This window comes from Brachybacterium sp. EE-P12 (genome assembly GCF_003711805.1).
In the GTDB taxonomy this organism is placed as follows: Bacteria; Actinomycetota; Actinomycetes; order Actinomycetales; family Dermabacteraceae; genus Brachybacterium.
Genome location: NZ_QXCP01000004.1, coordinates 13895 through 32692, shown reverse-complemented (window position 1 = coordinate 32692; position 18798 = coordinate 13895). Strand labels below are relative to the sequence as shown.

At 69.2% G+C, this 18798-nt stretch carries 16 protein-coding genes; 9 read left to right on the top strand and 7 right to left on the bottom strand.

The features are described from left to right. Positions 1-20 precede the first annotated feature (20 nt). The 3 genes from D1648_RS03310 (at position 21) to D1648_RS03300 (ending at position 6013) form a co-directional block, all read left to right on the top strand. Entirely contained in the window at positions 21-803 is a 783-nt protein-coding gene (locus D1648_RS03310; protein ID WP_122939405.1) for an alpha/beta hydrolase-fold protein, read from the top strand. Positions 804-948: 145 nt separating this feature from the next. Next, complete coding sequence (locus tag D1648_RS03305) at positions 949-2436, top strand: C69 family dipeptidase (protein ID WP_122939404.1); 1488 nt, start codon at positions 949-951, stop codon at positions 2434-2436. Between the two features lie 169 nt (positions 2437-2605). Next, complete coding sequence (locus D1648_RS03300; protein WP_122939403.1) at positions 2606-6013, top strand: hypothetical protein; 3408 nt, start codon at positions 2606-2608, stop codon at positions 6011-6013. Positions 6014-6576: 563 nt separating this feature from the next. Here D1648_RS03300 and dld read toward each other — a convergent pair. From dld to D1648_RS03275, 5 genes are all read right to left on the bottom strand, one after another. Then, a complete protein-coding gene (dld, locus tag D1648_RS03295; protein ID WP_122939402.1) occupies positions 6577-8286 on the bottom strand; it encodes a D-lactate dehydrogenase in 1710 nt (569 codons plus the stop codon). A gap of 231 nt (positions 8287-8517) precedes the next feature. Beyond that, positions 8518-8913, bottom strand: a complete 396-nt coding sequence (locus tag D1648_RS03290) for a GNAT family N-acetyltransferase (RefSeq protein ID WP_122939401.1) — start codon at positions 8911-8913, stop codon at positions 8518-8520. Between the two features lie 104 nt (positions 8914-9017). Continuing rightward, a complete protein-coding gene (locus tag D1648_RS03285) occupies positions 9018-9962 on the bottom strand; it encodes an SMP-30/gluconolactonase/LRE family protein (protein ID WP_122939400.1) in 945 nt (314 codons plus the stop codon). 51 nt (positions 9963-10013) lie between these two features. Further along, positions 10014-11315: an MFS transporter gene (locus D1648_RS03280; protein WP_122939399.1), complete on the bottom strand. Its 1302-nt coding sequence runs from the start codon at positions 11313-11315 to the stop codon at positions 10014-10016. 395 nt (positions 11316-11710) lie between these two features. After that, positions 11711-12328 (bottom strand): LysE/ArgO family amino acid transporter, encoded by a 618-nt coding sequence (locus D1648_RS03275; RefSeq protein WP_122939398.1) that lies wholly within the window; start codon positions 12326-12328, stop codon positions 11711-11713. An 85-nt stretch (positions 12329-12413) separates the two neighbouring features. Between D1648_RS03275 and D1648_RS03270 the strand changes: the two genes are divergently transcribed. The 3 genes from D1648_RS03270 to D1648_RS03260 all read left to right on the top strand — a co-directional run bounded on the left by D1648_RS03270 (position 12414) and on the right by D1648_RS03260 (position 14097). Next, positions 12414-13313: an ArgP/LysG family DNA-binding transcriptional regulator gene (locus D1648_RS03270; RefSeq protein ID WP_122939397.1), complete on the top strand. Its 900-nt coding sequence runs from the start codon at positions 12414-12416 to the stop codon at positions 13311-13313. A gap of 122 nt (positions 13314-13435) precedes the next feature. After that, positions 13436-13786 carry a type II toxin-antitoxin system RelE/ParE family toxin gene (locus D1648_RS03265; protein WP_122939396.1) on the top strand — a complete coding sequence of 117 codons (351 nt, stop codon included), beginning with the start codon at positions 13436-13438 and terminating at the stop codon, positions 13784-13786. A gap of 5 nt (positions 13787-13791) precedes the next feature. Further along, the gene (locus D1648_RS03260) at positions 13792-14097 is read left to right on the top strand and encodes a helix-turn-helix domain-containing protein (RefSeq protein ID WP_122940194.1); all 306 of its coding nucleotides are present in this window, start codon (positions 13792-13794) and stop codon (positions 14095-14097) included. Positions 14098-14156: 59 nt separating this feature from the next. On the opposite strand, the gene D1648_RS03255 is transcribed toward D1648_RS03260, so the two are convergent. Next, a complete protein-coding gene (locus D1648_RS03255; RefSeq protein WP_122939395.1) occupies positions 14157-15545 on the bottom strand; it encodes an alpha-glucosidase/alpha-galactosidase in 1389 nt (462 codons plus the stop codon). A gap of 105 nt (positions 15546-15650) precedes the next feature. Between D1648_RS03255 and D1648_RS03250 the strand changes: the two genes are divergently transcribed. The 3 genes from D1648_RS03250 to D1648_RS03240 all read left to right on the top strand — a co-directional run bounded on the left by D1648_RS03250 (position 15651) and on the right by D1648_RS03240 (position 17916). Beyond that, the gene (locus D1648_RS03250; protein ID WP_122940191.1) at positions 15651-16610 is read left to right on the top strand and encodes a helix-turn-helix domain-containing protein; all 960 of its coding nucleotides are present in this window, start codon (positions 15651-15653) and stop codon (positions 16608-16610) included. Between the two features lie 251 nt (positions 16611-16861). Further along, the gene (locus tag D1648_RS03245) at positions 16862-17350 is read left to right on the top strand and encodes a helix-turn-helix domain-containing protein (protein ID WP_122939394.1); all 489 of its coding nucleotides are present in this window, start codon (positions 16862-16864) and stop codon (positions 17348-17350) included. 8 nt (positions 17351-17358) lie between these two features. Then, entirely contained in the window at positions 17359-17916 is a 558-nt protein-coding gene (locus D1648_RS03240) for a PIN domain-containing protein (RefSeq protein WP_122939393.1), read from the top strand. 12 nt (positions 17917-17928) lie between these two features. On the opposite strand, the gene D1648_RS03235 is transcribed toward D1648_RS03240, so the two are convergent. Then, on the bottom strand, positions 17929-18693 hold the full coding sequence (locus tag D1648_RS03235) for an SDR family NAD(P)-dependent oxidoreductase (protein WP_122939392.1): 765 nt from the start codon (positions 18691-18693) through the stop codon (positions 17929-17931). Between the last annotated feature and the right edge of the window lie 105 nt (positions 18694-18798).

Genomic DNA, 18798 nt, shown 5'->3' with positions numbered 1-18798 from the left:
GTCCCCTCGAGAGGTGTCTCATGCCCGCCACGTACTCCGCGCCGCTCCGCCTCGCCTACGACCAGTACGCCGTCAAATCCGACCGACAGATGTTCGAGACGATCATCCGCGTGCTCGAACCTCCCGGACTGGACCAGCTGGAGAACCCGCGGCTGCTCTTCCTGCTGCCGGCCACCCCGGAGCTGAGCCACCGCTCCGGGGACGGGCTGGACGAGGTGCTGCGCCTCGGCCTCCACGACCGGCACGGGCTGATCGCCGTCGCGCCGACCTTCTCGGACTGGCCCTGGATGACGGATCTACCGGACCGGCAGATGTTCCAGCAGGTGCTCTACTTCGTCGAGGACGTCGTGGGCTTCATCGACCAGCAGTACCCGGACCTCCCGCGTCTGCTCCTCGGCTACAGCAAGGGCGGCTCGGCGAGCCTGCAGCTGCTGCTGAGGCACCCGGAGCTGTTCCGTGCGGCCGCGGCCTTCGACTCGCCGGTCATGAAGGAGCAGCCGGATGAGTGGGAGATGCCCTACTACTGGCCGAACCCGGAGCACTTCCGGGACTTCGCCATCCCCCACCTGCTGAGGACGCGGGGCGAGCGTCTCGGACCGGATCCTCGGATCGCGCTGTTCGGCTACGCGAACTTCGGCGCACACCCCCCGCAGTGGTCCGAGGACCACCTCGCCGCCGGCCACGAGCTCATGGAGCAGCTCGGCATCCCCCATCTGTACTCCAACGACACCCGACGCGAGCACCGCTGGGACTCGGGCTGGCTGCCCGCGGCCGTCGACGCGCTCGACCGGATGTCGAGGTGACCAGAATTCATAGGACTGAGGCGGGCCGGGCCGAAGAGGGCGCCGGCCCTCCGGCAGATAGATTCCGTCGCCGCCAGGGTCCGACCGGCGAGGACGGCCGTAGGGTGGCGGCGTCCCTCATCACCCGCGCCAAGGAGCATCGCCCATGCCCTGCACCACCCTCCTCGTCGGCCGCCGCGCGAGCGCCGACGGCTCGCCGCTGGTCGCCCGCACCGAGGACTCCTCGGCCGGGAGCTTCGATCCGAAACGGGTCGTGGTGGTGCGGCCCGAGGACCAGCCCCGCACCTACACCTCCGTGATCGGCGGACGCACGATCGAGCTGCCGGAGGAGCCGCTGCGGTACACCTCGATCCCGAACGCCCTGCCGGACGAGGGGATCTGGGGCTGCGCCGGGATCAACGCGGCGAACGTCGCCATGAGCGCGACCGAGACGATCACGTCGAACCCGCGCGTGCTCGGCGCGGACCCGCTGGTCGAGCGGGACGGCGAGATCCCCGGCGGCTTCGGCGAGGAGGACTTCCTGACCCTCGTGCTGCCCTACATCCGCTCGGCCCGCGAGGGCGTGCAGCGGCTCGGCGCGCTGCTGGCCGAGCACGGCACCTATGAGATGAACGGGATCGCGTTCAGCGATGCCGAGGACATCTGGTGGCTGGAGACCGTGGGCGGGCACCACTGGATCGCGCGGCGCGTGCCCGAGGACCACTACGTGACGATGCCGAACCAGCTGGGCATCGACTCCTTCGACCTCGACGACGCCGAGGGTCCCGGCCGCGACCACCTCGCGAGCCCCGACCTGCGCCAGTTCCTGCGGGAGCACCACCTCGACCTCACTGTGCGCCACGGCTCCACCGCAGGTGACACGGCGTTCGACCCGCGCGAGGCGTTCGGCTCCCGCACCGAGCACGACCACGTCTACAACACGCCCCGCGCCTGGTACATGCAGCGCACCCTGAGCCCGCACGCCGAGGACTGGGACGCGGGCCTGCCCGGCGCGAGCCCCGACTCGGACGACCTCCCCTGGAGCCGTCGCCCCGAGCGGCTGCTGACGATCGAGGACGTCAAGGACGTGCTCAGCTCCCACTACCAGGGCACCGTGTTCGACCCGTACTCCACCCGCGGCACCGAGGCGGAGCGGCGCGCGTTCCGCCCCATCGGCATCAACCGCCACAACGCCCTCGCGATCCTGCAGATCCGCCCGGGCCTGCCGGAGTCGTTCCGGGCCGTGCAGTGGGTCGCCTTCGCCTCGCTCCCCTTCACGGCGCTGATCCCGATGTTCACGAATGTCGAGGAGGCGCCCGTCTATCTCGCCACGACCGGCGCCACGCCCGGCACCGACAGCTTCTACTGGACCTCGCGCATGCTCGCGGCGCTGGCCGATGCACACTTCCACGAGACGATCGCGCTGATCGAGCGCTACCAGCAGCGCACTCTCGCGCTCGGCCGCGCCGCAGTGCTCGAGGCCGACGGGAAGGCGGCCGCGGCCGGGTCGCCCGACGAGGTGCCGGCCCTGCTCGCCGAAGCGAACACCGAGATCGCCGAGCGGATCCGCACGGAGACCGACGCGCTGCTCGGCCAGGTGCTGTTCACGGCGAGCGATCGCATGACCAACCGGTTCTCGCGGTCGGATTCCTGAAGCTCTCTGGACGCCTGGACGGTCGCACTCACAGACACGCGCAAGTCTCTGCGTTTCCCGCCCAACATCCTTCACCCAGCTAGGGGACGCACCCTCGACTTCGCGCAAGGTGCCAATGCCGACTCAGAGGAAGCAACAGTTCGTCAGGGCTCTGCCCTAGTCTGGGCGTATGGCATCGGGTGGGGTCGCGGCGTCGTTCGGCTTCCGCTACCAGAATCTCGTCACGGTCGAGCTGCTGCTCGAGCTGTACGAATCGTCGTCGACCGACTGGGTCGTGGCGGTCGATCTGAACGGCCAGGACTCCTCGGACATCCTGGTGTACGCACGACCGGGTGCCGGTCCCGAAACCGCGGTTCAGGTCAAGGCATCCCTTCCCACTTCGGACACCACTATGGGGAAGCCGGAGGCAGAGACGCTTCTAGCAGCGATCGCGGACGAGCATCCGAGCGCTCTGGAGCGGGTGGTCCGGACCAATCGCCCCCTCACGGAGCCAGCGCGCGATCTACGCGACGCCCTGCGGCAACGGCCCGCGCCCACCGGCGCGATCACCGAGCGGATCGACGCGCGCGACGAGGGCGTACGCGAGGTCACCGACCGGCTCATCAACCGGATCGGACGGTTACGGCAGCGCGGCGGACTCGGTACGCGACTCCACCACATCTTGTTGGCATTGCTGGTGGACATGGTCCAGCAATGCGGATCCCACCCCTCCGCCCAGACGGTGGACCGACCTATGGTGGAGAAGATCATCGACGGGCCCACCGCCACTCTCGCCGATGCGGCGGGACGACGCGTATGGGGCCTCACCCATGGGGCTCCCGCCCCCGACGCCGTCGATCGCCCCGAGATCTTCGAATTCTTGTCTCGTGCCCTCACCGACGAGGCGCTTCACAGAGGAACGCCGAGCACCGCAGTCCTCGCGGGGTCGCCGGGCACCGGTAAGTCCGTGGCCACAGGGTTGTGGGCGGCCCGTCGGCGAGAACACTACGCCTTCACGATCTGGCTGGATGCGACCTCCTCCGGGCAGCTCTCCGAGCAAGCGCCAGAGCTGCTCCGCTGGCTCGCCGGAGACGCTGCCGCCGCCGGAGCAGTCTCCGATGCAGCCCGAGCGAGGGGCGCGGAACCCTCCGCGGAGGATCTCGCACAGTCCTTCCAGGACGCGCTCGCCGTGCTCCCTGTTCCCTGGCTGCTCGTGTTCGACGGCGCCACCGATCCCGCTGAGCTCCGGCCGTGGATCCCGGTCTCCGGCTACGGTCACATCGCGATCACCACTTTCCGCGGAGATTGGCCACGCGATCTCGCACCGCAGCTCTTCATCGAGGCGATGCCCGATCGCACAGCAACAGCGCTGATCCGACACCGGCTCTCCGGACCAGGATCCTGCTGGGACGAGCCGCTCGATCCGGACGCGGTCGAATTCTCACACCGCCTCGGCCGGTGGCCCCTCGCGATCGATCTGGCATGCTCCTGGGTGCGCCAGCTCGGAGGCGACATCTCGCGACTGCCGGAATTCACGGCGCGGTTGGACCGCTTCCACCTCACCGAGGAGGACGGTGAAGGTCTCGGGGGCTATCCCCGCGCCGTCGGGGTACTGGTGAGCGAGCTGTGGAACTCACTGTCGGCCCCGGCGCGGAGCGTGCTCACGATGGTCGTGTTCAGCGGGGGATCCTCGCTTCCCGCCGGGCTGATCGATGACTGGGGGCAGGCGGTGAGTGAACGCTCCCCGCTCACCATCACGGCACGTTCCGCGATCATCGAACTCGTCGGCGTCTCGCTGCTGACGAGGCGCCTGCGAGGGGATGCCCGCTCGGCCTCACGATATGACGAGATCGTCAGTGTCCACGATGGCATCCGATTGACTCTGGAGGAGGCGGGAATCGGAGTACCGATCGGCCTCACCTATACCTGGTTGGAGGTCTGTGCGGAGGCCCTGCTCGGTGCGATCAGGACCGGGCGCTTCGTCGATGCAGAGGTCCTCGCACCGCCGATCAGCGTGTTTCTCCAGCACTTGCTGGTCGCGGCAACGGACGACGCCGATGATCATTCCCCCGCTGTTGCCCCGGGCCTGAGCAGCGACCCCGCGGATCCGTCGAGGGAGGCGGGAGAGCAGATGGGCGGAGGTCCAGAGCACGTGAGCCCTCACCGATTGCAGCGCGAGATGGCAACGACAGTGATGCACAACCTCGGCGTGCTCGACCTGCTGACCGGGCGATTCGAGCGCGCGGAGTTCTGGCTCTCGTGCGCCGTCGACGTACGAGAGGAGCCCGGCACCAGGCTCAGCCGGGCGGACAGCCCGAGCTTTGCGGCGACGCAGATCCAGACCCTCGGTCAGCTCATTCAGGCCGTGGCGCACAGACGCGCGTTCGACCGCATCCGACCGCTCGCACTGCGCGCTCTGGCATACGCAGAGGATCCTCGAGTGTTCGACGTGACCGGCATCGACCCGCCCGCCGCGACGGTGCTCCGCACCATCGAGATGAACACCTTCCAGGCCTCTGAGGACTGCACAGACGTCCGCGCAGACATAGCGCGATTGCTGGACGGTCGCGACACCACCCACCACGCCTCGAACGGACTTGCCGGACGTGTGGAGGAGTTCAACGTCGCGATCGGGCAGGCGACTGCGCTCGCCCAAGACGAGCAGTGGTCGCGGGCAGTGGAGCTCGTGCTTTCCGCGGCTGCTCCCTCTCGACGCGACGACGTGCTGCTGAGCGAGAGCGTCGAGGCGGTGCTGGAAGTCGCGATCTTCCTGCTCCACTCCTTGCTCCGGCGGTCTCCCGACGCCCTCGCTGACTCCTGGTGGCCTGCGTTCCGCAGCCTGGCCCAGTGGTGCGAATCCGTCGAGATCGACGACCAGAGGCAACGGACAAAGGCGTCATTCCTCGGCCCGATTGCGAAGCTGGATGGAGAAATGCTCGGCCGCGCGATCACTGACACGGAAGCGGATGTCGTCGACGACCAGCAGCTCGAGGCCTGGCGGCAATCGGCCATCCTCGTGAGGGAGTGGCTCGATCGGCCATCGAGCGGCATCCTTTCTGGAATGAGCACCATGCCGCCCGGGATGGAGGTCCTCCGCCGCGTCAGCGTCTCAGAGGAGATTCTGTCCCGGCCCGTGTTCCACGAGGGGCGACCAGGACTCGTCGTGCACATGCCTGGGCTGCTGGTGCGGACGGCCGACGGCGACGCCGACTTCGTGCGCCACACGTTGCTCACACACGGCTTCCCCGAAGAGCTCGATAGCTCTGGAACTGCTCAGATTGCGAAGGGATGGAGCCTGCGCTTCTACGGAGAGGGCAGATGTGCACTGTCCGATCCACGGGGTGACGAACATTTCGAGTTCGCAGTTTCGGAGGACAACCCCGCCTACTCGCAGGGAAATGCCTGGCGCAATGCTGTGGAGCAGGCTGGGTGGGTGAGTGTCATCTGCCGGGATCCCGCCGATGTCGATCCTGCCGAGGTCTTCGCCACGCCGGTGCAGGGCCTCGTGCGCGTGATCGGTCGAGAAGAAGGCCGGTCGCGCGACACCGGCCTGAAAGCGTTACTGGGGCGACTTCGCTCATACCTGGGCAGCATCTGATCGTGTGATGCCATGGCGTTGCCAGAGTCTCCGCAGTGTCGGTTACCGCTTCTTCAGGGGCGCGTCCCGGGCGAATCGGTGGTCGATGCTCAGAACGACCTCAGCACCGCGTTCGCGATCAGGTCGTCCACGCGGCGTACGTCTATGTGCCTATCCACGGAGACTTGGACCATGCACGCCCACGTCCTCTTCAGCGTGACCATGGCCAGCTCGGTCACGCCACGTCACAACGGGCCGACAGTGGTGGTCACAGCTTGCAGGCGACGCGCGACGAACGCATCGACCCGCTCCTCGAGCGGCATGATTCCCTCACGGAAAGTGGTCATGACCTGAGGGATTCGCGCACCAGCGCGGAGGTCGAAACGGAGTCCAGCAGACCCCGGAGGGAGGATCAGGTCGGCACCGCTTGCGCCGCCACACGCAGGAGAATCTCCCGACCTCACCCCGTGAGTGTCAGCAAGTGTCGGCGAGCGACTCGACCGTGACCGCGGCACGGTCGTAAGCCGTGGACCGCTGGAAGATGCCCCGGCGCACCTCGTCCAGCAGGTGCATCGCCGGCTCCTTCACCCCCACCCCTTCTTCGCCGACGTCTCCCCCACCCCGGCGTTGAACATGTTCAACGGGTCGAGCTCGCGGTAGTGCGCGATCAGCGGCTCGGGCGCCGGGTAGAGGCGGCCGAAGTTGTGCTCGGCGGGGACGGCGGCGCCGCGGTCCACCAGCAGCTGCGTCATCCGCTTCTTGAGCGCCACGGGGTCCACGCCCTTCTTCGCCACGTGGTCCTGGTGCAGGACGTGGCAGAAGAAGTGCCCGAAGTAGACGCTCTCGAGCAGCTGGTCGGAGATCTCCTCGGGCAGGCGCTCCAGCCAGTCCTCGTCGTCGCGCCGCAGCGCCACATCGAAGGTGACCATCGACGAGGCCTCCGCGCGGTGCATGACGTAGTAGCGGCTGGCGGCGCTGGCGACGCCGAAGCGGATCAGGGTGGCGCTCTCGGCCTCGTCGGCGTCGCACTCGAAGAACTCGCCCTCGTGCTCGCTCGCGGCGAAGAACTCGTGGAGCATCTGCGCGGTCACGGCGCGCTCGCTGCCGCTGACCACGAGTAGGAGGTGGTGGGCGAAGCGATCGCGGTACTCGGTCAGGCGCTTCGGGATCTTCTCCGGGACGAGGGAGAACAGCTTCTGCGAGATCGCGTCGGCGACCGACGGGCCCATCCCGGGCAGCTTCGCGAAGACTCCGTTGGCCCAGCCCTTGAGCGCGAACATGCGCACCAGGGTGCGGGAGCCGGCGTGCTTGAGGGAGACGTAGGTGTCCTTGCCGTACCGGGTCGCGAGGTCGAAGGCATGCGCGCTCATGTACTCGCCGGAGATCGGCAGCGGTCCGTCGGCGGCGAGGAATCGTCGGCGCAGGGCCTCGAGATCTGCGGGCCGGTCGGTGCCGATGTAGAAGGTGGCCTTGTCCGCCTCGAGCGGGAAGGTGCGGGTGCGCACCGCGAACACCATGATCTTGCCCGCGCTGCCGGAGGCTTCGTGGAGGAACTTCGGGTTCGCGTTGTAGCGGGCCGGGGTGTCGGCGAGCTGTCGCACGTGCTCGGCGTAGTCGGTGCCGGTGGAGTCCGGCGGCGGCGGGGTCACGTCGGCGTCGCCCCACTCGCCGCGCTCGAGGCGGTCCAGGATGTGCGTGGGATCCGTGCCGAGGTCGATCCCGAGATGGTTCACCAGGTGGATGCGGCCGGCCTCGTCGACGCGGGCGAACAGCGCCTGCTCGGTGTAGGCGGGGCCCTTGCGGATCTGGGAGCCGCCGGAGTTGTTCGCGATGCCGCCGACGACGGTCGCGCCGATCGAGCTCGACCCGATCACCGAGTGCGGTTCACGGCCGTGGGCGGCGAGCTTCTCCTCGAGCGAGAACAGGGTCGCCCCGGCCAGGCTGATCGCCTCACGGGCGTCGTTGATGAGGTGGATCCCGTCGATCCGCAGCGTGGAGAGGATGACGATGTCACGGTCGTAATCCTGGTCTCCGGGGCCGGAGCCGCCGGTGAGCCCGGTGTTCGCGGCCTGGGTGATGACGATCAGGTCGTGGTCGACGCACACCTGCAGTGCCCGCCACATGTCCACCAGCGAGCCCGGACGCAGCACGGCCAGCACCTCGCCCGCCCCGAAGCGGTCGCCCGTGGTGTAGGGCGCGGTGGCGCGCGCCGAGGTGAGCACGTGCCTGCGTCCCATGATCCGGGTGAAGGCATCGACCGCCTCGGCCGCTCCGTGGTTCTGCGGTGTGCGCATGTCCGGCTGCTCCTTCGCCTCGGGTGCTTCGAGCACGCGGCGGTGCCCGGGGTCGTCGTCGGCCCTCGACCAGGGTAGTCACCTCGAAGCGTGGCACGGACGGCAGTTTCGGGGACAGCGGGGGCGAGGGCGGCGGATCAGGCCTGCAGAATGGGGCGTCCTGCGGCACGCGCTGGAGCTCAGCTCCTCGCTGTGCTCCCTGACGCCCCTTTGTGCAGACGACACCTCACCTCACGAGGCCGTCCCGTCGGCCTCCGCGTTCGCCCGACGCACCGCCTCGAGGTGCTCGGGCCGCACCCGGTCCACGGAGCCCTCGACGTCGTCGTGGCCGCGCAGCCAGCGTGCGACGTACGGGCAGACGGGCACTATCCGGAGCCCCTGCTCGACCGTCGCCGCGAGCGCGCCACGAGTGAGCACTCCTGCCAGCCCCCTCCCGCCGAAGTCGTCGTCGATGACGGTGTGGTAGAAGATCCGCTGGTCAGCGTCGTCCTCGCTCACGGAGGTGTACAGCGAGAAGCCGGCCTGGCGACCCCCGACGAGGATGTCGAAGCGGTGACGGTCGGGGTCCTCACGCACCTCGACGGCATCGGCGTCGGCCTGGGGATCAGGGTTCTCGTGCTCGGTCATGGCGGGTCCTCTCAGCAGTGCGGCGTCGCACGATCAGCGAGTGTCCGCACCCTAGTTCACGGGCACCGGAGCGCGGGGCCGTTCCGGAGGACCGCCCGAGCTCCTCAGCGCGCGCCCGGCCACCGATCCGCCGCCGCGTCCCGTGCCCGGGTGCGGATCCGGTAGATGCTCGTGCTCGCGCAGATATAGAGCGTGCTGCCGTCGGCACCGCCGAAGGTGCAGTTCGCGATCTTCTCCGGCACCGGGATCTCCCCGAGCTTCTCCCCGGCCGGGGTGAACACCTGGATGCCGGAGAGCGAGGAGGACCAGAGGTTCCCCTCGCTGTCCACGCGGAAGCCGTCGGGCAGGCCGGGACTGACCTCGACCAGCTCGCGGCCGTTCTTCGCGTGACGACCCTCGACCACGTCATAGGCATGGATCGAATGCCCGCGGGGGCGCCCTGGCGGCGGGTTCTGCTCATCGGCCGGGGAGAGCGAGGAGTCCGAGACGTACAGCACCGACTCGTCCGGGGAGAAGGCGATCCCATTGGGCGCCTCCACGTCGATGACCACAGGGGTCAGCGACCCGTCGGCCGGATCGACGCGGAACACGTAGCGGTCCCCGTACTCCTCCTCGCCGGCATGCCCCTCCACGGGCCGCTTGATCCCGTAAGACGGGTCGGTGAACCAGATCGTGCCGTCGGACTTCTCGACCACGTCGTTCGGGGAGTTCAGCCGGACCTCGCCGAAACGGTCCACCAGGACCTCGGGGGCGTAGGCGGCGCCGGGTTCGGAGGCGGCCCGGTCGATCTGCACAGCCCGTCGGCCGTGGGAGCACTCGATCACGGAGCCGTCGCGGGCGAGGGTGCGCCCGTTGGTGAACTCCGCGTCGGCGCTGACCTCGGTGACGGCGCCGTCGGCCTCGGAGTACTCGATGACGCGGTTGCCGGGGATGTCGCTGACGCGCAGCACGCCGCGGGCGGGGATCCAGGCCGGGCCCTCGAGCCAGGTGAAGCCGCTCGCGACCTTCTCGAGGCGGGCGCCCGGGGCGAGGAGGCGGGAGATGGTCATGTGCAGTCCTCTCTGTTCATCGTCTCGTCATCGGTGCGATGACAGCTCGGTTCAGGTGGTGGCAGGAGCGTCCGGCAGATCCCGTCGGGCGGTGCGCACCGTCTCCGTGATGCGTGCCAGGGGGATGAACCCGATCAGGCAGATCAGCGCGAGGATCACGTAGTGCCAGGTGAAGCCGAGCTGGGTGATGACCACGCCCGAGACGGCCGAGGCGAAGATCCCGGAGACGCCCAGCGCCACGCCGATCATGATCCCCAGCGCTGTCCCGGCGGCGCGCGGCACCGAGTCGACCAGCAGCGCGTAGACGACGGGGAACGGGGCGTTGCGGAACAGTCCCCAGAACAGCAGGATGATCCAGGCGGTCACGAGGTCGTGGATGAAGATCATCGCGATCAGGCTCGTCACCCATCCGATGATGAGGAAGGCGATGGAGAACTTCCGGCCCAGCCGGTCGGAGAGCGTTCCCCACACCACCTGGCCGATCCACCCGGTCAGGCCTGAGGCACCGGAGACCAGGATCGCGTCGGAGACCTCCATCCCCATGCCCATCAGCTGCGTGGTCAGGAACGTGACGACACCGGCCTCGCCCCACAGGAACAGGAAGCACAGCACGACGGCCCAGCGGACGTTCGCGTGCTGCAGAGCCTCCTTCACAGGGCCCCAGAACCCGGCGCGGTTCTGGATGGACAGCTCCTCCAGCGGAGGCGTCTTGTCCATCTCCTCGATCTTGCGATACAGGGTCGCCTGGTGCTTCTTCCGGCCCAGGAAGGCCTGGCCGATGATGATCGGGATGCCGAGCATCGGGATCACCAGGAACGCGGCGCTCCAGTGGGCCGAGCCGAGCACCACGGCGATGAGCGCTCCCGCCAGGAACTGTCCCAACGGGAAGCCGGTGTGGTGGACGCCGACGGCGAAGCCGCGGTGCTCCTTGGGCCACCATTCGGCGACGATCGCGACGTTCACCGGCTCGGATCCGCCGCGGCTGATCCCCATGGGGATGCGCAGCAGCAGGAAGGCGAGGAAGCTTCCGGCGAGGCCGAAGGTGAGCGCGCCGCCGATCACCGCGAACAGCATCGCGACGTTCCAGGTCCAGGAGCGGCGGTAGCCGGTGCCGATACGGTCCGAGACGTAGCCGAAGATCAGCCCGCCCCCGACGAGACCTGCGAAGTAGACGGAGTTGATCAGCCCTGCCTGCTGGGCGTCCAGCCCGTACTGCTCGGAGACCTGCGGGAGCACCGCCGGGAGGATCTGATGGTCCACCGAAGTCATCAGGATCGCGATGGTGGTCAGCAGCAGCATCCACCAGGAGATGGCGGGGGCGCGCGGCAGGAGATGGCGGGTCCCGGGGTTCACCCCGGCGTCGACCGGGATGTCGCCTCGTGCTCCTCGGGGATTCTGAGGGCTTGCACCGTGTGCCACTGGAGCTCCTTCGCATCCTGTGTGCCATCGCGCCGAGCGCGCTGAAGATCGATAGTGATCTACGTCCTATAGGAAGTCAAGGGCCTTCTCAGGAAATCGGTTGCCTCTCGGCACAGGCCTTCGAGCACTCTCTCCGCCGTACCCTGCACGGATCGAAGCATCTCCCTGCAAGTCGGTCGTGTCACCTCGTGCGCTTGCGGACCATCGCCCTATAGGACAGCGCCTTCTCGGTGCAGTGCTGAGCGTTCCCCCTCTGCTCTCCGAGCCCCTCCTCGCGTCGGGCGCTCTCCCGCGATCTCAGGGAGCGACGACGAGCAGCGGGACACTGCTCACCCCACCACCAGCATCCCCGCCACGACCACCATCGTCCCGGCGACCACGCCGTCGAGCACCCGCCACGACCACGCGCCGGAGAGGAACCTCCCCAGGTGCCGCGCGCCGATTCCGAGCACCGAGAACCACAGCACGCTACCCACCAGCGCCCCGAGCACGAACAGCCAGGCCCGGGTGCCGTACGTGGAGGCGATGGAGCCGAGCAGCAGCACCGTGTCGAGGTAGACGTGCGGGTTCAGCCAGGTGATCGCGAGGGTCGTGGCGATCACGGCCCCGAGGCCGCTCCCCCGGCCCGCCCCGGAGCGCCCGGACCCCTCACCCTCCAGCGACTCGCCGCCCCGCACCGCCCGACGTGCGGCGAGCGCCGCGTAGCCGAGCAGGAAGGCGACGCCCGCCCAGCGGGCCGTGCCGACCACCTCCGGCGCCGCCTGGACCAGAGCGCCGAGCCCGCCGGCCCCGGCGGAGATGAGCACGACGTCGGAGGCGATGCACACCGTCACCACGGCGAGCACGTGCTCGCGTCGGATGCCCTGGCGCAGCACGAACACGTTCTGCGAGCCGATGGCGATGATCAGGGAGAGGCCGGCGAGGAGGCCGTGCAGTGCGATGCTCACCGGATCGACGCTAGAGCCGCCGACGATGAAGCACCAGCGAAGCTTCCTTCATCACCTGAAGCTGGGCTTCATCTAGCATTCGGGCATGCGCATCGATCCCTCACTCGCCGAGACGCTCCGCCTCGTCGCGGAGTCGGGCACGCTCGAGGCCGCCGCGCGGCGCCAGCGCATGACCCCGTCGGCGGTGAGCCAGCGGATCAAGCAGCTCGAGCAGCAGCTGGGTCAGCGTCTGCTGGTGCGCGCGAGGCCGGTGCGGCTCACCCCGCCCGGCGAGGTGGTGGTGCGCTTCGCCCGCGGCCATGCCCTGCTCGAGCAGGAGGCCGGGGCGGAGCTCGGGCTCGATGCGCAGGGCGCGCATCCCCGGATCGGGATCGCGGTGAACTCGGACTCGCTGGCCACCTGGTTCATGACGGCGCTCGCGGAGTTCGGCCGGTCCAACGACGCCCAGCTGGAGCTGCAGCGCGAGGACCAGGACGAGACCGCGCGCCTGCTCCTCAGCGGCGCCGCCATGGCGGCGGTGACCTCCGCGTCGACGGCCCCGCCCGGGTACCGCTCGCTGCCGCTGGGCAGCATCGCCTACGTCGCGGTGGCCGCCCCGGCCTGGTGCGAGCGCTGGACCGGGAGCACGACGGGCCCCGTCGGCCCCGAGGCGCTGGCCCGCGCCCCGCGGATCGACTATGACCCGCACGACGACCTCCAGGCCGCCTGGCTGCGCCGCCAGGGCGTCGACCCGGCGAGCGCCCCTCGCCATCTGGTCCCCTCCACCCACGAGCTGGCCGACGCGGTGGTGGCCGGGCTCGGCTGGGGGATGCTGCTGACCATGCAGGCGGAGCCGCAGCTGGCGAACGGGAAGCTGGTGCCGCTCGGCGGCGAGCCCGCCACCGCCGCACTGTTCTGGCAGGTGGCGAGGACACCGTCGGCCTTGCTCGAGGCGCTGACGGGCGCGGTGCTGACGACGGCACGGCGGGAGCTCGTGCAGGGGTGAGGGACGCGCCGGGGGCGCGGGCCGTATCAGCCGCTGCCGAGAAGCGTCGGAGCCGTCAGGGAACAGGTTGCTTACACCTCTCACGCCTTGCGCCCAGAACCTGCAGGTTCTACAGTGGTGAGATGTGGCAGGTGGACATCGCACCGATCGTCGACTGGCTGCGGGCACTGGACGACGACTCCCGCGAACAGGTCGTCGCAGCGGTCGAGCTGCTCGAGGAGCACGGCCCCCAGCTGGGGCGTCCGCTGGTGGATACGGTGTCCGGCTCACGGCACCGGAGGATGAAGGAGCTGAGACCGGGCTCATCGGGCAGGAGCGAGCTCCGCATCCTCTTCGCCTTCGACCCAGCCCGGCAGGCGGTCCTCCTGGTCGCAGGTGACAAGTCGGGCAACTGGAAGAGCTGGTACCGGAAGAACATCCCGCTCGCCGATGATCTATTCGACGACCATCTGCGCATGCTGGAAGGAGAGTGAACAAGATGTCGATGTCCCTCAAGGACTTCCTCGCCGACACCCCGGTGGATCGGGCGAAGGTCGACGAGCACAAGGAACGGATGCTCGCAGACGTCCGCGCCCACCGGCTGCGCGAGCTGCGAGAGGCTGCCGGGCTCACCCAGCAGCAGCTTGCCGAGCTCATCGGAGTCAGCCAGCGCCAGGTCTCGAAGATCGAGCACGGGGACCTGGAGAACACCAAGGTCGGGACGATCCGGGGCTATCTCGAGGCCGTCGGCGGCGGGCTCTCTCTGGAATTCGTGACAGGCGACGCGCGCATCCAGGTCGCCTGACGACCCGATGACCGAGCACGATGGGCGAGCGCCCCGTAGCGCCCGCCCATCTCCCGCTCTCATCCCTCCCGCAGCCGCTCCGGCAGCCGATCCGCATGCGCGGCCAGCAGCTCCTCGGTCATCGCCCGGGCGTCCTCGAGGGTGAGCAGCGCGGCGGTCAGCGGATCCAGCGCCACGGCGTGGAACACGTTCTCGAGATCGCCCTCGAGCGCCGCGCGCACGGCGAGGGTCTGGACGTTGACATTGGTGCGGTTCAGCGCGGCGAGCTGCGGGGGCAGCTCCCCGATCGCGGTGGGCTGGACGCCGCGGGCATCGACCAGGCAGGGCACCTCGACGCAGGCGTCGTCCGGGAGGTTCGTGATCAGCGCGCCGGCGTTGGGGACGTTGCCGTGGATCACCGTCGGGGTGCCGGTGACGATCGAGTTCACGATGCTCGCGCCGAACTCGACGCTGGGGGCGAGCTCGGCCTTGAGCCGTTCGAGCTGGGTGTCGATGTCGCCCTGGTCGTCGTGGGCGGCGCAGATCTCGAAGTAGTCCCAGCGCTCGGGGATGTACTCCTGGACCAGCTCGGGGGTCTTGCGGAAGTAGGGCAGGTATTCCGAGGCATGGTGGCTGGACTCGGTCTGGAAGTAGCCGAAGGCGTTCATGATCGCGGTGCGCACCTGCTCGTTGCCACCCTCGTAGGTACTGGCCGCGTCGGCCGCCTCGGAGTGGTCGCCGTCATCGCCCGCGAGGTCCGCGGCGCCGCGGCCGCGCTGGTGCCGCTCGGCCATGACCTCGCGCAGGCGCGGGTAGAGGTCCTCCTGACCATGCATGAATTCGAGGATCCAGGCCTGGTGGTTGATGCCGGCGCAGCGGTAGGAGATCTCGTCGTAGGGCACATCGAGGGTGCGGGCGAGCATGCGGGTGGTGCCCTGCACGCTGTGGCACAGCCCCACGGTGCGCAGGCCCTTCGCGTTGAGATAGGCCGTCGCCATCGCCATGGGGTTGGCGTAGTTGATGAAGGTGGCGTCCGGGCAGACCTCGAGGGCGTCGGCCGCGATCTCGTCGTAGGCAGCCACCGAGCGCAGGAAGCGGAACACGCCGCCGGGGCCGACGGTGTCGCCGACGGTCTGGTCGATCCCGTACTTCCGCGGGATCTCGACGTCGTAGCGGTAGGACTCCACCCCGCCCACCTGGAAGGTGATGATGACGATGTCGGCGCCGTCGAGTGCCGCGCGGCGGTCGGTGGTCTCCTCGACAGTCGCGCCGAAGCCGTGGTGGGCGACGAGTTCGCGGGTCGCACTCGCGACAGGGCCGAGCTTGTCGGGGTTCACGTCCATCAGCGTCAGGGTCGCCTCGCGCAGCGCGGGAAAGGAGAGGATGTCGCCGATGAGCCGGAACGGGAACACGAACCCGCCGGCGCCGATGAGGGTGATCTTGGGGTTCTTCACGAACGTCGTTGTCATACCGCCACGCTAGGGGCGCACAGGGCCGGAGGTCTCCCGGAATCCTGAGCACAAGTTCCAGGATCCTTCGCTCGACGAGGTCGCGGCGGCACTACCGTGGAGCGCATGCGCGAGGGATGGATCGACGAGCGGGTCGAGGAGATGCCGCCGGGGCTGTGGGTGCGGCGCGGCGCCCCGCCGTCGATGCTCTCGATGCACCGCCACGACGACGTGGAGATCAACATCGTCCTGGACGGAAGGCTGCACTACCTCTTCGGCGGGCAGAGCCTCACCATCGGCGAGGGCGAGATCGCGGTGTTCTGGGCGGCGCAGCCGCACGGCCTGGTCGACTCCCGCACAGGGGACATGTGCTGGCTGCACGTGCCCTTCGCGCAGTTCCTCGCCTGGGGGCTGCCCGAGGCGCAGACCGCTCCCCTGCTCAGCGCCCAGCCGCTGATCACCCACGCCCCGGAGCTCGCCCATCGCATCGCCCACATGGCCGAGCAGTGGGGGCGCGAGATCGAGGGCAGCGAGACCAGCAGCTCGTCGCTCCGAGGATCGGCCGACGGACCGGGCGGCGCGTCCGACGGGGCGGCCGACGCGGGTGATGCCGGCACCGGCGGCGCCGATGCCGGAGACTCCGACGGGCTCCAGATCGCGTTGCTCGAGATCCATGCCGCGGTGCGCCGCGTGCTGCGCGCCTCCTCCCGCGCGTCCCCGGCGACACCGGCCGACGGCGCCGGCTCCGTCCCCGCCGAGAGGCTCCGGCAAGTCAGCGCGATGGCGCAGTACGTGCGCGACCATCACCGCTCCGAGCTGCGCATCGCCGACATCGCGGCGAGCGTGCACCTGACCCCCTCGCACGCGATGACCGTATTCCGCCGCACCGTCGGCGTCACCCTCGGGCAGTACGTGACCATGTGCCGCGTCGCCGAGGCGCAGCGTCTGCTGCTGACCACGTCGCTGCGCGTCACCGAGATCGCGGAGGCGTCAGGCTTCGGGTCGCTCTCGAGCTTCTACGAGCACGTGAGCGCGGCGAGCGGGATGACGCCGCGGGAGTACCGGCGGCGCCAGCGCGCCCAGTGAGTTCTGGATCCCGCCAGAACTGGACGTCGACCCCCTCGTCGACGGGGCCCGTCGGCCGCTGCGCCGCGAGGGGATGCGCATGCTGCTGGGCCCGGGAGAGGGCGAGCACCGGCGGCGGGTGGCGTGAGACGGGAGCTGCGGCGCGAGCAAGAGGCGTGGCCGAAGTCTGACAACGGGACGCGTCGGTCTCCCGAGCCCTGTCATCTTTCGATTATTTCGCCTACGATGGCAGAGCGACCTCAGGAGCCTCCATGAACACCGCACGACGCCCCGCCCCCGAGACCTATCTGCCCCGAGAAGACGAACAGGGCCGACTGCTCGACCTCGTCTCCGCCCTCCGCGACCGGGGCACCGAGATCACTGCGCAGCCGGCACTCATCAATGCCGACGGGCAGCGGTTCGAGCTGCCTGCCGACGTTGCGGATGCCTTCGAACAGATCGTCGGCCATCTCGCACAGGGACAGGGTGTGACGGTGGTCCCGCATCACCGACTGCTCACCACCCAGGAAGCAGCAGATCTCCTCAACGTCTCCCGTCCCACCTTCGTCAAGCTGCTCGAGTCGGGCGAGCTGGCATTCGAGATGCGCGGGCGTCACCGACGCGTCCGCCTGCAGGACGTCCTCGACTTCCAGGACTCGCTGCGCCGGGACCGTGCAGACGCACTCGATGAGATGCAGGACCAGGCAGCGGAGGACGGCCTCTACGATCTGCTGGACGGCCCCCCACCGAGCACACGCTGAGCCGTTCCATGTTCACCGTCGTCCTGGACGCATGCACGCTCGTCCCGATCACCCTGTGCGACACGTTGCTCCGTATCGCCGAGACCGGTTCGTTCGGCGTGCGATGGTCGGCGGCGATCCTCGACGAGGTCGAACGCACCATGGTGAGCAAGCTGGACGTACACGTTGACGCCGCCGCTCGTCGGGTGCAGGCGATGGACAGAGCCTTCCGTTTCGCGGAAGTGCAAGACCACGCGCGATTCGAGCATCTCCTGACGAACGATCCGAAGGATCGGCACGTTCTCGCCTGCGCGATCACAGCCCAGGTGCACACGATCGTCACCTTCAACCTCAAGGACTTCCCGCCGTCGTCGCTCGAGCCCTGGGGCGTCGAGGCCGTCCACCCGGACCGGTTCCTGCTCGATCAGCTCGACTTGGCTCCCGGTCACGTCACCCACGCCGTTCGCGCCATGATCGAATCGTCGTCGCGACCCCCGCACACCGTCGACCCCCTTCTCGGCGCCCTGGCACGTTCGGGAGTCCCGGACTTCGCCGACGAACTCCGCAGGCACGTCACGAGCTCGTGAGGCGTCCGTCCCTCACCGCCCGTACGCCTTCGCCGGGATCTGCGTGGCGAGCTTCCCGCCGGAGACGTCCACGAGGGTGCCGGTGATGTAGGAGGCCTGGTCGCTGGCGAGGAAGATCAGCAGGTCGGCGACGTCGTCGGGACTCTCCCAGCGGCGCAGCGAGAGGGTGTCGAGCAGGCGGTCCTGCTGGGCGGCGGGCATGTCGGCGAAGCCGTTCATGGTGGTGGGGACCATGCCGGGGGCGTAGGCGTTCACGGTGATCTCGTGCGGCCCGAGCTCGGAGGAGAGCACGCGGGTCAGCTGCACGACGGCGGCCTTCGAAGCGGCATAGGCGGCGCTGCCCACACTCGGCACGATCGCGGCGAACGAGGCGGCGTTGAGGATCCGGCCGCGTCCGACAGCCTGCATGTGCGGGGCGACGGCTCGGCACATGAGGAAGGTGCCGCCGACGTTCACGTCGAAGCACTTCTGCCAGGTGGCCCAGTCGGTCTCGAGCACGGTCGAGTCTGCGACGATCCCGGCGTTGTTGACGAGCACGTCGATCCCGCCGTGGCGCTCCACCACCCAGTCGACGGCGGCCTGCACGGAGTCGGGGTCGGTGACGTCGCAGACCACCTGCTCGACGGCGGGTCCGTCGTTCGCCGGCCCCGCCGGGAAGGCGAGGTCGAGCGCGACCACGCGCGCGCCCTCGGCCGCGAAGCGTGCGGCGATCACGGCGCCGATGCCGCGCGCCGCCCCGGTCACGACGACCACCCTGTCCCGCAGATCCAGCTCCATCGCCTGTCCTCTCCTGCGGCGTCGGCGCCGCGCTCGGTGTGCGGCCCACGCGCCGCCTCAATAGTCATACTATTGGGGGTGGAGGGCCGTGTCATCGCCGACCGG

Bases quoted from the DNA above. Each gene is read 5' to 3' on its own strand.
- D1648_RS03310 (WP_122939405.1), top strand. From the start codon at position 21: ATGCCCGCCACGTACTCCGCGCCGCTCCGCCTCGCCTACGACCAGTAC.
- D1648_RS03305 (WP_122939404.1), top strand. From the start codon at position 949: ATGCCCTGCACCACCCTCCTCGTCGGCCGCCGCGCGAGCGCCGACGGC.
- D1648_RS03300 (WP_122939403.1), top strand. From the start codon at position 2,606: ATGGCATCGGGTGGGGTCGCGGCGTCGTTCGGCTTCCGCTACCAGAAT.
- dld (WP_122939402.1), bottom strand. From the start codon at position 8,286: ATGCGCACACCGCAGAACCACGGAGCGGCCGAGGCGGTCGATGCCTTC.
- D1648_RS03290 (WP_122939401.1), bottom strand. From the start codon at position 8,913: ATGACCGAGCACGAGAACCCTGATCCCCAGGCCGACGCCGATGCCGTC.
- D1648_RS03285 (WP_122939400.1), bottom strand. From the start codon at position 9,962: ATGACCATCTCCCGCCTCCTCGCCCCGGGCGCCCGCCTCGAGAAGGTC.
- D1648_RS03270 (WP_122939397.1), top strand. From the start codon at position 12,414: ATGCGCATCGATCCCTCACTCGCCGAGACGCTCCGCCTCGTCGCGGAG.
- D1648_RS03265 (WP_122939396.1), top strand. From the start codon at position 13,436: ATGTGGCAGGTGGACATCGCACCGATCGTCGACTGGCTGCGGGCACTG.
- D1648_RS03260 (WP_122940194.1), top strand. From the start codon at position 13,792: ATGTCGATGTCCCTCAAGGACTTCCTCGCCGACACCCCGGTGGATCGG.
- D1648_RS03255 (WP_122939395.1), bottom strand. From the start codon at position 15,545: ATGACAACGACGTTCGTGAAGAACCCCAAGATCACCCTCATCGGCGCC.
- D1648_RS03250 (WP_122940191.1), top strand. From the start codon at position 15,651: ATGCGCGAGGGATGGATCGACGAGCGGGTCGAGGAGATGCCGCCGGGG.
- D1648_RS03245 (WP_122939394.1), top strand. From the start codon at position 16,862: ATGAACACCGCACGACGCCCCGCCCCCGAGACCTATCTGCCCCGAGAA.
- D1648_RS03240 (WP_122939393.1), top strand. From the start codon at position 17,359: ATGTTCACCGTCGTCCTGGACGCATGCACGCTCGTCCCGATCACCCTG.
- D1648_RS03235 (WP_122939392.1), bottom strand. From the start codon at position 18,693: ATGGAGCTGGATCTGCGGGACAGGGTGGTCGTCGTGACCGGGGCGGCG.